This is a genomic window from Clostridium sp. (assembly GCF_021372645.1).
Lineage (GTDB): Bacteria > Bacillota > Clostridia > Clostridiales > Clostridiaceae > Clostridium.
In genome coordinates this window covers 140,291-155,093 of sequence record NZ_JAJFUC010000037.1, presented here as the reverse complement: position 1 = coordinate 155,093, position 14,803 = coordinate 140,291, and the positions used below count along the sequence as shown (strand labels likewise).

The following is a 14,803-nucleotide window of genomic DNA, read 5'->3' as shown; positions in this document are numbered from 1 at the left end:
TACAAAGGAGCTTAATAAATGAAATATTTTAAAGAAAGTATAGAATCTGTTCTAAAAAACCTAGATGTTAACTTTGAAGTTGGTTTAAATGACTCAAAAGTAAAAGAGAGAAATGAAAAGTATGGAAGAAATGAATTTACACGTAAAGAAGAAGGAAGCATATTTAATGATATAAAGAATGCTTTATTAGAACCAATGATGCTTATTTTATTGGTAGCAGCTTTAGTTAGCGGAATTATTGGAGAATATTATGATGCCATTGGTATAGTGTGTGCAGTGGCTATAGGAATTACAATTGGAATAATAACTGAAGGGAAATCCAAAAAGGCAGCTGAAGCTTTAGCTAAAATGACAGAAGATATTGTGGTAAAAGTACTTAGGAATGGTACAGTAACACAAGTTAGTAAAAGTGATTTAGTCCCAGGAGATGTTGTTTATCTTGAAACAGGAGATATGATACCAGCAGATGGAAGATTCATTGAAACAATAGATTTAAAAGTTAGAGAAGATATGCTAACAGGTGAATCGGATGATGTTAAAAAAGATGCTAAAGCTATAATTAGCATGGAAGAAATAGAGGGAAGTGGTGTTAAGAAAATTCAGGACCCAATCCCAGCTAAACAAATTAATATGGGATTTGGAGGAACGTTAATTGCCTATGGTAAAGCGATTATGGTTGTGACTGGCATTGGTGACAATACTGAAATGGGTAGAATAGCTCAAACACTTCAAATTGAAGAAGAAGAAACTCCACTTCAAAGGAAATTGGGCAATTTAGGAAAAACAATTACTAAAATATCTAGTGTTATAGCAGGACTACTATTTATATTTATGGTAGCAAAAATGATTTTATCTAATGTATTAAATGTAGATATGTCAGGGATAATACCTTTTTTAAATTCAATAGATGCTGTGAAGACAGCTTTTGTTGTATGTATTGCTTTAATAGTTGCAGCGGTACCAGAAGGCTTACCAACTATGATTAATATGACACTTGCAATCACAATGCAAAAAATGGCTAAGATTAATGCATTAGTTACTAAAAAAGAAGCTTGTGAAACTATAGGTTCTGTCAGCGTGATCTGTTCAGATAAAACTGGAACTTTAACACAAAACAGAATGACTGTAGAAAATCTTTATTTGAACGGAAAATTTTTCACAGATAAAGAAGCTATTGATGATCACTTTATAAAAAATTGCCTTGTAAATTCAACTGCACATATTAGTTTTGAAGATGATAAATTGAACTACTTAGGGAATTCAACAGAGTGTGCATTGCTTGCATATTTAGAGGATTATGATTATAAAAGGGAAAGAAAAGAAAATGAAATTATTCATCAGATTCCTTTTAATTCTAAAAACAAGTTTATGGCAACAATTATGAAGATTAAAGAAAACAATGTAGTGCTTGTAAAGGGTGCTCCAGAGATAATATTATCAAATTCTACTAATGAAGTAATAGATGGTAAATTTGCTAATTTAACAGAAGATAGAAAAAATGAAATAATAAAAGAGATACAAAAATTGCAAGCAAAATCTATGAGAATTTTAGGTTTTGGATTTAGAATTATAGAAGATGTAGAAGCAGAGGTTGCGGTTACAAGTGAAATAAGCATTTTAAAGCCAGAATTATCAAATGGAAATAATGAATTAGTGTTTAGTGGCTTTGTTGCCATAAGAGATCCGTTAAGACCAGATGTAATTGAAGCTATTGCAACAGCTAAAAAAGCTGGTGTTGAAACTAAGATGTTAACTGGAGATAATATAAATACAGCGATTGCAATAGGAGAAGAGCTTGGAATGCTTAAAGATGGTAAAAAAGCTGTAGAAGCAACTTATATTGATACTTTAAGTGATGAAGAATTAAAAGATGAAATTAAAAGTATAGCTATTGTAGCTAGAAGTAAGCCAGAAACAAAGATGAGAATTGTAGGAGCACTTCAAGATAATGGAGAAGTAGTCGGCGTAACTGGAGATGGAATAAATGATGCACCAGCTTTGACAAAAGCCGATGTTGGTATAGCAATGGGAATTTCAGGATCAGAAGTTTCAAAAAATGCTGCTGATATAATCTTAACAGACGATAACTTCACTACAATTATTCATGGAATAAAGTGGGGAAGAGGAGTATATCAAAATTTCCAAAGATTCATACAATTCCAAATTACAGTAAATATAATTGCATTTTTAATTGCAATTATATCACAAATTTTAAATTTTGATATGCCATTTACTACAATTCAATTGTTATGGATTAACATTATAATGGATGGACCACCAGCATTGGTTCTAGGCTTAGAACCAATTAGAAATAATCTATTTAATAAAAAACCTGTAGATAGAAACGCAAATATAATTACAAAAACTATGATTACATGTATAGTTTTAAATGCTATATATGTAACATCAATTTTACTTATACAAATGAAATTTAATATTTTAGGAGCATCAACAGAAAAGATTGGATTTGCTAGCGAAATGGAAACTGTTTTATTTGGATTGTTTGCATTTAGTGCTTTATTTAATGCATTTAACTGTAGAGAATTTGGAACAGATAGTATATTCCCTAATTTCTTAAAAAATACTATAGCAATTAAGACAATATGTATTACAGGAGTAGCACAAATTATATTTACACAAGTATTTACTAGTTTCTTTAGTTCAGTAGCATTACCACCATTAATGTGGATTAAGGTCTTAGGATTAGCATTTATGATAATAGTAATAAATGAAATTGTAAAATATGTTTTAAGAAAATACAAAAGACAAAAATAAAATATTTCATAAGAGATTAAATGACTTAATCTTTAATTAAAACTATAGAAGATGCATAAGTGATGAAATATGTAGAGAAGAAACAAGTAAAAAATCAAGGTATAATGTATGATTCTAAAATTGCAGGATGTATGCTTAAAAATTGAAAAAGATATTAGATAAGGTTTATAATTAAAGTTGTAACTATATATAGTTTTTTCTATAGTATAGTTACAATTTTTTGCGTAATAACAATAATAAATGCACACACCTCTATTTTAATAAAATATCTGCATAAGCATAATTTTTGCTTTGGATATCTATAAAAAATTATAAATAAGGTAAATTACCTCCAACTAAAAAGTTAGATATCTCTTTTTCATTAAGATACACATCACCTATTATTCCATGGGCTCTATAAAATTCATTGCAACTATGAAAATCTGAGCCAGCTGTATAAAGTAAATTTTTATCTTTAGCTACTTTTAAAAAGTATTCAGTATCCTCATCTCTATTACTGAAGTATTTAGCTTCAAGTCCATCAAAATCCATTTTTATAATAGCCTTAAAATCAGCTCTGTTTAAAAGGACAGGATGTGCTAAAACAACTGTGGCCCCAAAGAATTTTAGAATTTCAATGCCTGTCTCTACGCATAGTTTATCTTTTCGAACATGAAAGTTTATATGCTTTCCTAATATATGTCTAATGCCTGAGAGTTTATGAGCTTTTACATTTTTTAATACTTCAACAAGTAGCTCATTTTTATAACTATCATCTTTAAAATATCCCAAAACATGTACGCCAACATTATTATATCTGGTCGAAAGTTCAACTCCAGGAATGACTTTGATTCCAAACTCTTTTCCAGCCATAATAGCTTCATCTAAACCACAAGTGTTATTGTGATCTGTTAAAGCAATAATATCTACGTTCCTTTTCTTAGATAGCATAACGACTTCCCTAGGGGTATATCCTCCATCTGAGTAAACAGAGTGAATATGAAAATCACCTTTTTTATACATTATAACTCCTATTTAAATGTTATCCACTTTTTAGTATATGTGAATTGTTAAAGCATATATTCATAGATAATATTAAAAGGATAATTCTTGTATTATACAATAGCTACAATATTTCTTGAATATGCCTAATGATAGAATTGTTAAAGGAATAAAATGTATTGGTGAAATTTTAAAGTAATATGTATAAAAAAAGTGGTTTTAAGTGAATGTTAATAAAGAGTTGTTTTAAGATAATTAAAGTACTTTAAAAGAGCTCTTTACTATTTAAAATGCTAAGTTTGAGGATACAGTCTTACAAATGTCTTAAAGAAAAATGGATTGACGAGCTTTAGATTTATTTGAAAATAGTGTTCAATTTTATAATTATATAAATAAACTTTGGTATAATATATATAAGATTTAATTAAAACGGTTAAGGAGAGGATTCAAAATGATAAAACTTATTGCATCAGATATGGATGGGACTCTATTAAATGAAAAACATAAAATAGATGAAGAAACGGTAGTTGCTATAAAGAAAGCAGAAGAGGCTGGAATTGTATTTGCAATTTCAACAGGTAGAGAATATGATACTGTTGAACCTGTTTTAAAAGAAAATAATATAAAGTGTCAATGTGTTCTTATGAATGGTGCAGAATATAGAGATGAAGAGGGAAATATATTACAAGAAATTAATATAGAACAAAATACTGCAACTAGAATAATACATATTCTACAAGAAGAAAAAGTAACTGCAAGAATATTTACTAATAAAGGAATATATACTACTGATACAAAGGAAGAAGCACTAAAAGAAATGTTTTATAGAACTTTATCATTTAATCCACATTTTACCCAAGATAAAGCTATGGAAGTTGCTAAGGTTCAACCATACTTTGTTAATCTTAAATATATTTCAGATTTAGATGAATTTTTAAATAGTGACATGGAAATTAGAAAGTTTGTAGCTTTTCATAATAATATAGAACTTATAAATAAAATGAAAAAAATCATAGGAGAAATAAAAGGAGTTGCTGTTTCATCTTCTTTTAAAGATAATATAGAAATTACCAATATAACTGCACAAAAAGGAATTATACTTGCAAAAGTAGCTGAAAAAATGGGATTCAAAAGAGATGAAGTCTTAGTACTAGGAGATAGCTTCAATGATTATTCTATGTTTACAGAATTCACTGAATCAGTTGCAATGGGAAATGCTATTCCAGAAATAAAAGAAATAGCAAAATACACAACTGATACTAACATTAACTTAGGAGTTGCAAAAGCAATTTATAAAGTTTTAGAAGAACAAAAATAAATAGTTAACAAGAAAGATAATTAAATATTACGGATTGGTTTTTTAGCTTTGCTAGAATATATATTTGTGATAAAATGATAATATAATCTGACTTTGAAGATAAAACCTAGAAGAAAGATTTATCTGATGTCTAGTCGTTCTAAAACTCTCATCTCTTTAGATTAAGCTAAGAATGACCCGACCCTAGACTTTGTAAAAACGAAATCGTTCTGAAGTACATGAGGGTTAGTCCCAAATGATAAGGCGGTATTATAAGATAGCTTTGAATACACTATCTCTGTGCCTTTTTTTGCACAGAGATTATTTTTTTGAAAGGAAATAATTAATATGGGTACAAGAATTGCATTAATTGGAATCGTAGTAGAAGATACCAATGTTACAGAAAAAGTGAATACTATTTTGCATGAATATGGGCAATGTATTATTGGCAGAATGGGAATACCTTATAGGGAAAAGAATGTGAGCATAATAAGTGTAGTTATTGATGCTACTAATGATGTTATAAGTTCATTATCAGGGAAATTAGGTATGATTGAGGGCATAAACGTTAAAACAGTTTATTCGAAAATTGGAAAATAAATTTATGCAATAAGTTAATTGCCATTCAAAAAAATATAAGCTAATAAATAGATTTAATAAATAAATTTATCTTATGAACACCTTTAGAGACACCCAAAGAGGTAAGAAAAGAAAAATTTAATTAAAGAAGGAAGAGATAAATATATGTATAACGTAAAATCAAAAATAGCAACAGAATTTATTGATGACAAGGAAATTCTAGAAAGTCTTGAATATGCTAAGGTAAATAAAAACAACAGAGAATTAATCAATGAAATTTTAGAAAAAGCTAAAGAGTGCAAGGGACTTTCACACAGAGAAGCAATAGTTTTACTTGAATGTGAATTAGAAGATGAAAATGAGAAAATTTATAAACTTGCACAAGAAATTAAGCAAAAATTTTATGGCAATAGAATAGTGATGTTTGCTCCGTTATATCTTTCTAACTACTGCGTGAATGGATGTATTTATTGTCCATATCATCATAACAACAAACATATAGCAAGAAAAAAACTTACTCAAGAAGAAATTAAGAAAGAAGTAATAGCACTTCAAGACCTTGGACATAAAAGACTTGCATTAGAAACTGGAGAAGATCCAATAAATTCTCCAATTGAGTATGTGCTTGAGAGTATAAAAACAATTTATAGCATAAAACATAAAAATGGAGACATTAGAAGAGTTAATGTAAATATTGCAGCTACAACTGTTGAAAATTACGCAAAGTTAAAGGAAGCAGGAATCGGAACATACATATTATTCCAAGAAACATATAACAAGAAAATATATGAAGAACTTCACCCAACAGGACCAAAGCATGATTATGATTACCATACAGAAGCAATGGACAGAGCAATGGAAGGTGGGATTGATGATGTTGGCATGGGTGTATTATTTGGATTGAATATGTACAGATATGATTTTGTTGGACTTCTTATGCATGCAGAACATTTAGAAGCAGCTAAGGGAGTTGGACCACATACACTAAGTGTACCAAGAATAAGACCAGCTGATGATATAAATCCAGATGAATTTACTAATGCAATTTCAGATGATATATTTGCTAAAATAGTAGCAATACTTAGAATTGCAGTTCCATACACAGGCATTATTGTTTCAACTAGAGAGTCTCAAAAATCAAGAGAAAGAGTGCTTCATCTTGGAGTCTCTCAAATAAGTGGAGCATCATCTACAAGTGTTGGCGGATATGCAGAGAAAGAAAAAGAAGAAGAGAATTCAGCTCAATTTGATGTAAATGATGATAGAACTTTAGATGAAATAGTAAATTGGTTGCTTGAAATGGGCTATATTCCAAGTTTCTGTACTGCTTGCTATAGAGAAGGAAGAACAGGAGATAGATTTATGAGTCTTGTTAAGTCAGGGCAAATAGCAAATTGCTGTCAACCTAATTCACTTATGACTTTAAAAGAGTATTTAGAAGACTATGCGTCAGAAGATACAAGAAGAAAAGGTGAAGAAGTAATTAAAAATGAAATTCCAAAGATTCCAAGTGAAAAAGTTAAGAAAATTGTTGAAGAAAATTTAAGTAAATTAAATGAAGGAAAACGTGATTTTAGATTTTAGTAAACAAGTTAGTGAAAATATAATTAAAAAAATCAATCAGTTCAATTTTGAGCTGGTTGATTTTTTCAATGTAGTTAACACCCTTCAGTCGTTAACTAAGTTCGAGAAACCAAATGTAAAATTTGGACTCTCACTTAAGAAATTTGATAAAAGTATGAAGAATTTCGTATGGAGAGTAAATCATAAGGTATATATAATTAGTGATGTAAGCAAAAACAAAACCAAACACTTTTTTTATATAAGTTAAATAAAGGCGATGCAGCTAATCAAGGTAAAGCTACTGTTAATATTCATATGCCAGGGGTAGATTTTTATAAAACTAAGAAAGAGGTGGAGAAAATTGTATTCATATTAAGAAACTTCACCTGAAATTAAGAATCACTTTATAAATCATCAACATCTTGTTCCTCTCCATATCTAACAGTTCCTTCAGAACTAAAACTATCATTTGGATTTTTTTCAATAAAGTATCCATCATTAGGCTCTTTTGAAGGTTTAGCATGTTTGGTAGAAGTGAGCGATTGAATAACATTTGTGAAATCTTTAATATATTTCATTTTTGACATAATAAAACCCCTACTTTCATTTTATATTACTCTTAGTATTACCAATAGTTAAAATAATATTTTAATATTCAATAGTGGGTAATAATAATAAACTTTCACCATTCATATTTAGAAGGAATTTAGTATTACTTACTAGTATAAACTTTTTTATTAAAATGCATAATAGAAGTATAAAACTATACTCAATTAAAATAGGTGTATTATTATACAGATTTGATGATGTTTACATTTCGCTAGTTCACCAAAATTTAGAAGAAATTCAAAAAGGAAATAAAGGAAAGGTTGAATTTACTTTTTATGATGGCAAGAATGATCAGTCCATACAAAATAAGAGTATTGATACATTACTTGAAAAAACAATGTGGATCTTTTATTATTAAATTTAGTGAAAACAAACAGTATACGAGTAGTTATTAATAAAATTAAAGAAAAGAATATTCCAGTAATTCTGTTTAATAGGAAACCTGTTGCCATAGAGTCTATCAGATCTTATAGTAAATCTTGTTATACTAGGAACAGAGACGGAAGAAGTTGGGGTGTTACAAGGAAAAGTTGTTATTAAGGCATGGAATAGTAATAAAGCAACTATATATAAAAAAATAATAATGTACTGCAATATATTATGTTAATGGGTGAAAGTAATAATCTAGAAGCAGTTACAAGAACAAAATATTCTTTACAACACTCCAAACTTAACTTAATATTAATTTAATAAAATAAATATATGTAAGATACCAACTAAATTTACGAGGATGTGGGGCTAAATGAGTAAATTAGAACAAATAATAGATTATAATAGAAATTTTATAAACAATAAGGGTTATGAAGAGTACGTAACAACTAAAATACCTAAGAAAAAAATGGTGATATTATCATGTATGGATACAAGATTGACAGAACTATTACCGAAAGCGCTGAATATAAAAAATGGTGATGCAAAAATAATAAAAGATGCAGGGGCAACTGTTATGCATCCTTTTGGTGGGGTAATGAGAAGTATATTAGTTTCAGTATATGAATTTGGAGCAGAAGATGTTTTTGTAATAGGACACCATGGCTGTGGAATGAGTAATTTAGACACAAAAAGTCTTATTAATAAAATGATAGATAGAGGGATAAAAGAAGAAACTTTGTTAATATTAAAAAATGCAGGAGTTAATGTTGAAAGGTGGCTTCATGGATTTGAATCTGTTGAAGAATCAATAAAAGAAAGCGTAAGAATAATAAAGGATCACCCTTTATTTCCCAAAGGTGTAAAAGTACATGGTCTTATTATGAGTCCAGAAACAGGAGAAATAGAAATCATAATAAATGGAGACAACTAGTGTCGCAAGATTTAATTAAGTGGACACTATACATTTGAGTAAATTTGATTTTTTTTCATTTAATTACTTGTAAAAAGAATAAAAAATATGCATGATAGTATTGCTTAAACCAACTTTAAAAAAAGAAGAGTACTATCATGCATAATAAAACCATGACTAAAATTCAAATTACCATATTAGTAGCGTATATTGTATCTTCTTCTACTATAAGTTTTTGTTGAATAGCAAAATTTATAAGTCTGTTTATCTCATAGTTTATCATTTTGAGTTCCTCTTATTTAGGGTCTCCATAGCCATCTGGATGATTTTTATGCCATCCCCAAGCAGTACTTATGACATCTTTTACATCTGTATATTTAGGATCCCAACCTAATATTTTCTTTGCTTTTTCATTTGAAGCAATTAATTTTGCAGGATCTCCAGCACGTCGTGCGCCTATGATAATTTTAATATCTTCATTAGTAGCTTCTTTTGCACAATCAATCATTTCCTTAACACTAAAGCCAACGCCATTACCAAGGTTGAAAATATTACTTTCATTACCTTTTTGTAAATATTCAACAGCTTTTATATGAGCATCTGCTAAGTCAAGTACATGAATATAATCTCTAATACAAGTACCGTCCGGAGTTTCATAATCATCTCCAAAAACAGTTATAGCATCTCTCTTCTTTAATGGAACTTGAAGAATTAATGGTATTAAGTGACTTTCAGGAAAATGATCTTCACCGATACTTCCATCGGAAAGAGCACCACATGCATTAAAGTATCTTAAAGAAACATAAGTTATTCCATAAGCTTTGCTAACCCATTTCATCATTTTTTCCATAGTTAATTTTGTTTCGCCATAAGTATTAGTTGGATTTGTTTCATCGTCTTCAAGAATAGGAATTTTCTTTGGTTCTCCATATACTGCAGCAGTTGAAGAGAAAACTATATTTTTAATGTTATGTTTTACCATACTTTCAAGTAGAATTTGCATTCCATATACATTATTGTTGAAATATAACAGAGGTTTTTCCATACTTTCCCCAACTAAGGAATTAGCAGCAAAATGTATCACAGCTTCAATGTTATTTTCAAAAAAAACTTTATCTAAAAATTCAGCATCTCTTATATCACCTTTATAAAACTTTGCTTTAGGATTTATAGCTTTTATATGACCTGTTTGTAAATTATCAACTATTATAACGTCCTTATTTTGATTTATAAGTTCATGTACTGTATGTGAGCCGATATATCCAGCACCACCACAAACTAAAATTGACATAATAACATCTCCTTTTATTTTCGAATATATTAATTATAATAAGCTTATTTTAGGCGGATATCAACTTAGTTTTCTTTAACAATACTAACTGTACATCCACCGAAGCCTGCTCCTGTCATACGAGCACTAACCACGCCATCAGTTTCCAAAGCTAAAGAAACCAAGGTATCTAATTCTACTCCAGTAACTTCATAATCATCTCTTAAAGAAATATATTAAATTAACCCTTCCAGGAGAAAAGAAAACATTTTCAGAATGTTTTTGAAATAATTCAATAAAATCAATTTTTAACTTAGGTGTCTGTAGGATAATAGAAGAACATTGGGGTAAGATAGAAAAGGGTTACTGATATTGTAAGGGAATAAGAACTTAAAATTATTCTAAACGCATACTTAAAGTTAATTATAATAAGTAGCTTAGAACTTAAGCTACTTATTATAATTCATATTATTTTTTTGAATGAGAATGTCTACTTGAATTATTATTTACAGGATTCATGTTGTTCATATTTCCTGTGTTATTTTGATTTCCCATTAACATGCTTAAAAGTGAATTGATATCACCCATGTTGTTCATGTTAGTATTAGTACTATTCATATTAGCATTATTCCTATTAGAATTATTTCCATTCATATTATTAAAAGGATTACTGTTAGCATTGCCACCACCCATACTATTCATTAACATGCTCATTAAAGGATTTCCATTCATAGAATTTCCACCGCCCATGGCTCCCATAAGCATATTTAATAATGGATTAGCAGCCATCATATTAATATTAGGATTACCACTTATTTGGTTTAAATTATTTCCTCTATTTTGATTAGGCATCATAGGATTCATCATGTTATTTCCCATTCCCCCTACCATACCAGAAAAAATTGAAGAAATTATCATGCTTAATAAAGGATTCATTTTACCACCTTTTTTGTTAATTGCTTTAGTATAATCTATTGCAGTTAAGGGGAAAACGATACAGATAAATTATTTTTTTAGAATTAAAAAAATATATTGAAAATCAAAGAATGAAATGAGGTAAAATAATGTTAAAAGCTTATAAATACAGAGTGTATCCAAATAAAGAACAAAAAAACATACCTAGCTAAAACTTTTTCTAATCCTAAGCACTTAAAAAAATCAGAAAAAAGGTTAACATAGCGCCATCTATTTCTATAAGTGGTGGTAGTTCACATACAGTAATCGTGTTATTAACTACAAATGATGCTAATAAGTGAAATTTGAATGTATATAAAATAATGAAATAAGGAAAAACAAAAAGAGAATATATTTTTAAGAATTCAGGAGTAATTTATGAGAATTGGAGACGTTGAGTTAGAAATAATTGATATAATCACATTTATAGGAATAATAATTACTTTTTTTACAGGAGTATTGAACTTATTTCTAAATAAAAAGGGTCTTTATATAAATAATATTACAAAATTTAGAGTAATATGGATTACTACACTGAGGGGACATATTGCAACGCTGAAAGAATTGAGCAATATAACTAATTTATATATTATAACTAAAGAGGGAACTAATAAAATAGCTTATAGAAGAGAGCTGGAGAAAAATGTATCATTAATAAAAATGTATCTTGATTTTACATCAAAGCTCGATAGTAAATTAATTTCTAAAATTGAGGAATTAAAAGATACAATTAATAGTTATTTGTTAATGTATTATTGTAGAAATACTATTAAAGCTGTGGATAATGATGATGAACTTGTGACTAAATTTTATGAAGTTGTGGATGTAATAAGTGAAAGAAAAGTATTAATCGAGATTTTGAATATAGCAATAAATAATAAAAAAATTCAAAGGATAACTGAAATAAAAGAGACGAATTTATTGGGTTTAAGAAATAATGCTAAAGTAGCTTATAAGGATGATTGTGTACTAATAAGAGAAATAGTTAAACAAAGTGATTATATAATAAATGATTGGGAGAATGAGATTGAAAAATTAAATAGAGATATAGAAGATATTGTGCAAATATATTTAAAAGCAGAGTGGATTAGGTGTAAAATAGAAACTAAAATGTGGCCATTTAATAGATATAATGAAGAAAATGTAGTAAGTAAATTGCAAAAAGAATATAAGGCAAATTCAAAAAAATATGCAGGTTTTAAAGTATAGATATTTCTCTATAAACAAAACCCGCATTTATTTGTTAGGTGTAAATTAGATGATAAAAATTCAATAACAGCAATAATTAAACATTCAGGAGAGATAACAGGATATGAACTTTCCAATGGAGAACAAATAACAAAAGAAAGAGGTGTAGAATTAGCTAAAGCTGGCACTATATCTGGAGTATCGGTTGCAACATCAAGAAAAGGTAAAGAATACTTAAGAAGTTTGTGAGATGAGGATGAATTAAACAATTTAAGTTCTTTACCAATTATAGAAGAATAAAAAAATTTTTCAAAATATAATGTAAGTGTAAAATATTATGGAATTGTAACAATTGAAATAAAAATATATGAATTATAAAACTCATATCATTATAATAGAATGATATGAGTTTTTTGATAAAAGTGTTAAAATGATAAAAGAGGCATAAGAATGAATAGATATATGCCTTTAGGGAAAAATTAACAATAATAAAAACTTGGTTAATGTTAGGAGATGTATGAATGAGTGATTTAAGTGATTTAAAAGAATTGACGAAGGCTAAAGCAGCGCAAGAAAAGAAAGAATTAAAAGATAGAATAATAGAAAGATTAAGATCTATTAAAAGAGAGGGAATAGATGAATTAATAAAATATCTTGTAGATAGAACAGATTATTTTACTGCACCAGCATCTACAAAGTTTCATTCAAACTTTGATGGAGGATTAGCATTTCATTCAGATAATGTTGTTGAATTATTAATTCAGAAGAATAAACAATATAAGCTCGGATTAAGTAATGATACGATTTATTTAACTGGGTATTTACATGATCTTTGTAAATGTAATCTCTACGAAAAAACAATGCGATTAAAAAAGAATGAGTTGACAGGAAAATGGATAGGATATGCGTCTTATGAATTTGATGAGAAAATTCCTTTAGGACATGGAGAAAAGAGTGTGATTTTACTTCAACAATTTGTTAAATTAACATTAGAAGAATGTTTAATGATAAGATGGCATATGGGGGCTTATGTACCTAAAGATGAATATAGAGATTTTAATAAGGCAATAGAAATGCATAAATCAGTCTTAGCATTTACTAATGCTGATGCAGAAGCATCACATTTCTTAGAAGAAGTAAGAGAACCACAACTTTATACAATAGAAGAATATAACCAATATGTAAAAGATAAGGCTATGAAAAAAAGTAATTAACTATTTTTCATTTATATGTATAAGAAATAGGAAGTATTTTAAAATAAAATGGAGCATAAGCGACTTGAAATGAATTTATAAATGTATATAAGAAATATTGTCATAAATAGTAGCAATTTTAAAGATAATATAGTAAAATGTCAATGTTGTATGATAAAATGTTTTATTAGATAAACTTAAAATTAAGTATTTGTAATATTTTAATTATTAAGTTTTTAAAACAAATTCTAATGCAAATTTAATTTAATTTGAACTAGAAAGGTTGTGATGTTAGGGTTGGACAACAAGCTGAAATTATACGGCTTTAACAACCTCACAAAAACACTTAGCTTTAACATCTATGATGTATGCTATGCAAAAAGTGAGCGAGAACAAAAGGACTATATTGCATATATTGATGAGCAATACAATTCAGAAAGACTTACAAGGATTCTGTGTGATGTAACAGAAAGTATTGGTGCACATGTACTTAATATTTCAAAACAAGATTACGATCCTCAAGGAGCGAGTGTAACTATTTTAATATCAGAAGAGACTTTAGCAGTTAAGGAAATAGATGCATCTTGTAATAAAGGTGAAATTGACATTTTGAAGACGAGAGATACTGTTGTAGGACACTTAGATAAGAGTCATGTAACTGTGCATACTTATCCAGAATATCATCCAGATAACTCAATTGCTACTTTTCGTGTGGATATTGATGTAGCCACTTGTGGAGAAGTTTCTCCTTTAAATGCATTAAACTACCTTATAGGAAGTTTTGATTCAGATATCATAACCATAGATTATCGTGTCAGAGGCTTTACTCGAGATGTTGATGGTAAGAAATTGTTTATAGATCACAAAATTACATCAATACAAGATTATATTGATGAAGGTACTTTGAAGAAATATGATGCTATGGATATAAATGTATATCAGTCGAACATATTTCATACTAAAATGTTAATTAAAGAAATTGAACTTCAAAATTATCTTTTCAATAGGGATGTTTATGAAATTAAGCCAAAAGAAAGACTTGAAATCGAAAGCAACCTACGTAAAGAAATGATTGAAATTTTCAGTGGAACTAATATATATTAATGGGGGGA

The 14,803-nt window shown here is 28.4% G+C and carries 14 protein-coding genes and 2 pseudogenes; 10 read left to right on the top strand and 6 right to left on the bottom strand.

Going from position 1 to position 14,803, the window contains the following annotated elements:
• Positions 1-18: 18 nt before the first annotated feature.
• On the top strand, positions 19-2,775 hold the full coding sequence (locus LLF98_RS06150; protein WP_291701904.1) for a calcium-translocating P-type ATPase, PMCA-type: 2,757 nt from the start codon (positions 19-21) through the stop codon (positions 2,773-2,775).
• A 309-nt stretch (positions 2,776-3,084) separates the two neighbouring features.
• Here LLF98_RS06150 and LLF98_RS06145 read toward each other — a convergent pair whose 3' ends face one another.
• Positions 3,085-3,777: a PHP domain-containing protein gene (locus LLF98_RS06145; RefSeq protein ID WP_291701902.1), complete on the bottom strand. Its 693-nt coding sequence runs from the start codon at positions 3,775-3,777 to the stop codon at positions 3,085-3,087.
• A 430-nt stretch (positions 3,778-4,207) separates the two neighbouring features.
• Here LLF98_RS06145 and LLF98_RS06140 point away from each other — a divergent pair, with 430 nt between their 5' ends.
• The 3 genes from LLF98_RS06140 to hydG all read left to right on the top strand — a co-directional run bounded on the left by LLF98_RS06140 (position 4,208) and on the right by hydG (position 7,216).
• On the top strand, positions 4,208-5,074 hold the full coding sequence (locus LLF98_RS06140; protein WP_291701900.1) for a Cof-type HAD-IIB family hydrolase: 867 nt from the start codon (positions 4,208-4,210) through the stop codon (positions 5,072-5,074).
• A 327-nt stretch (positions 5,075-5,401) separates the two neighbouring features.
• Positions 5,402-5,653 carry a TM1266 family iron-only hydrogenase system putative regulator gene (locus tag LLF98_RS06135; protein ID WP_291701898.1) on the top strand — a complete coding sequence of 84 codons (252 nt, stop codon included), beginning with the start codon at positions 5,402-5,404 and terminating at the stop codon, positions 5,651-5,653.
• A gap of 144 nt (positions 5,654-5,797) precedes the next feature.
• Positions 5,798-7,216, top strand: coding sequence for a [FeFe] hydrogenase H-cluster radical SAM maturase HydG (gene hydG / locus LLF98_RS06130; protein ID WP_291701896.1), 1,419 nt, complete (start codon positions 5,798-5,800; stop codon positions 7,214-7,216).
• Positions 7,217-7,599: 383 nt separating this feature from the next.
• On the opposite strand, the gene LLF98_RS06125 is transcribed toward hydG, so the two are convergent.
• A complete protein-coding gene (locus tag LLF98_RS06125; protein ID WP_291701894.1) occupies positions 7,600-7,782 on the bottom strand; it encodes a hypothetical protein in 183 nt (60 codons plus the stop codon).
• A 764-nt stretch (positions 7,783-8,546) separates the two neighbouring features.
• Between LLF98_RS06125 and LLF98_RS06120 the strand changes: the two genes are divergently transcribed.
• Complete coding sequence (locus LLF98_RS06120; protein WP_291701892.1) at positions 8,547-9,107, top strand: carbonic anhydrase; 561 nt, start codon at positions 8,547-8,549, stop codon at positions 9,105-9,107.
• 274 nt (positions 9,108-9,381) lie between these two features.
• Here LLF98_RS06120 and galE read toward each other — a convergent pair whose 3' ends face one another.
• From galE to LLF98_RS06105, 4 genes and pseudogenes are all read right to left on the bottom strand, one after another.
• Entirely contained in the window at positions 9,382-10,377 is a 996-nt protein-coding gene (galE, locus tag LLF98_RS06115; protein WP_291701890.1) for a UDP-glucose 4-epimerase GalE, read from the bottom strand.
• Between the two features lie 68 nt (positions 10,378-10,445).
• Positions 10,446-10,592 (bottom strand): annotated as a pseudogene (locus tag LLF98_RS06110) (galactokinase); the annotation flags it as partial.
• Positions 10,573-10,653 carry a hypothetical protein gene (locus LLF98_RS15410; RefSeq protein ID WP_366512074.1) on the bottom strand — a complete coding sequence of 27 codons (81 nt, stop codon included), beginning with the start codon at positions 10,651-10,653 and terminating at the stop codon, positions 10,573-10,575. The gene LLF98_RS15410 and the pseudogene LLF98_RS06110, both read right to left, overlap by 20 nt.
• A 171-nt stretch (positions 10,654-10,824) precedes the next feature.
• Entirely contained in the window at positions 10,825-11,292 is a 468-nt protein-coding gene (locus LLF98_RS06105) for an RNA-binding protein (RefSeq protein WP_291701888.1), read from the bottom strand.
• Between the two features lie 128 nt (positions 11,293-11,420).
• Between LLF98_RS06105 and LLF98_RS15405 the strand changes: the two genes are divergently transcribed.
• The 5 genes and pseudogenes from LLF98_RS15405 (at position 11,421) to speD (ending at position 14,795) form a co-directional block, all read left to right on the top strand.
• Complete coding sequence (locus LLF98_RS15405) at positions 11,421-11,483, top strand: helix-turn-helix domain-containing protein (RefSeq protein ID WP_366512073.1); 63 nt, start codon at positions 11,421-11,423, stop codon at positions 11,481-11,483.
• Between the two features lie 205 nt (positions 11,484-11,688).
• The gene (locus tag LLF98_RS06100; protein ID WP_291701887.1) at positions 11,689-12,519 is read left to right on the top strand and encodes a hypothetical protein; all 831 of its coding nucleotides are present in this window, start codon (positions 11,689-11,691) and stop codon (positions 12,517-12,519) included.
• Positions 12,520-12,579: 60 nt separating this feature from the next.
• Positions 12,580-12,747, top strand: a pseudogene (locus LLF98_RS06095) (DUF3892 domain-containing protein); the annotation flags it as partial.
• Between the two features lie 272 nt (positions 12,748-13,019).
• Positions 13,020-13,712, top strand: coding sequence for a hypothetical protein (locus LLF98_RS06090; RefSeq protein WP_291701885.1), 693 nt, complete (start codon positions 13,020-13,022; stop codon positions 13,710-13,712).
• Positions 13,713-13,976: 264 nt separating this feature from the next.
• Positions 13,977-14,795, top strand: coding sequence for an adenosylmethionine decarboxylase (gene speD / locus LLF98_RS06085; RefSeq protein ID WP_291701883.1), 819 nt, complete (start codon positions 13,977-13,979; stop codon positions 14,793-14,795).
• Positions 14,796-14,803 lie beyond the last annotated feature (8 nt).

Excerpts from the sequence above, each read along its gene's own strand:
- LLF98_RS06150 (WP_291701904.1), top strand. The coding sequence starts at position 19 with ATGAAATATTTTAAAGAAAGTATAGAATCTGTTCTAAAAAACCTAGAT.
- LLF98_RS06145 (WP_291701902.1), bottom strand. The coding sequence starts at position 3,777 with ATGTATAAAAAAGGTGATTTTCATATTCACTCTGTTTACTCAGATGGA.
- LLF98_RS06140 (WP_291701900.1), top strand. The coding sequence starts at position 4,208 with ATGATAAAACTTATTGCATCAGATATGGATGGGACTCTATTAAATGAA.
- LLF98_RS06135 (WP_291701898.1), top strand. The coding sequence starts at position 5,402 with ATGGGTACAAGAATTGCATTAATTGGAATCGTAGTAGAAGATACCAAT.
- hydG (WP_291701896.1), top strand. The coding sequence starts at position 5,798 with ATGTATAACGTAAAATCAAAAATAGCAACAGAATTTATTGATGACAAG.
- LLF98_RS06125 (WP_291701894.1), bottom strand. The coding sequence starts at position 7,782 with ATGTCAAAAATGAAATATATTAAAGATTTCACAAATGTTATTCAATCG.
- LLF98_RS06120 (WP_291701892.1), top strand. The coding sequence starts at position 8,547 with ATGAGTAAATTAGAACAAATAATAGATTATAATAGAAATTTTATAAAC.
- galE (WP_291701890.1), bottom strand. The coding sequence starts at position 10,377 with ATGTCAATTTTAGTTTGTGGTGGTGCTGGATATATCGGCTCACATACA.
- LLF98_RS06105 (WP_291701888.1), bottom strand. The coding sequence starts at position 11,292 with ATGAATCCTTTATTAAGCATGATAATTTCTTCAATTTTTTCTGGTATG.
- LLF98_RS06100 (WP_291701887.1), top strand. The coding sequence starts at position 11,689 with ATGAGAATTGGAGACGTTGAGTTAGAAATAATTGATATAATCACATTT.
- LLF98_RS06090 (WP_291701885.1), top strand. The coding sequence starts at position 13,020 with ATGAGTGATTTAAGTGATTTAAAAGAATTGACGAAGGCTAAAGCAGCG.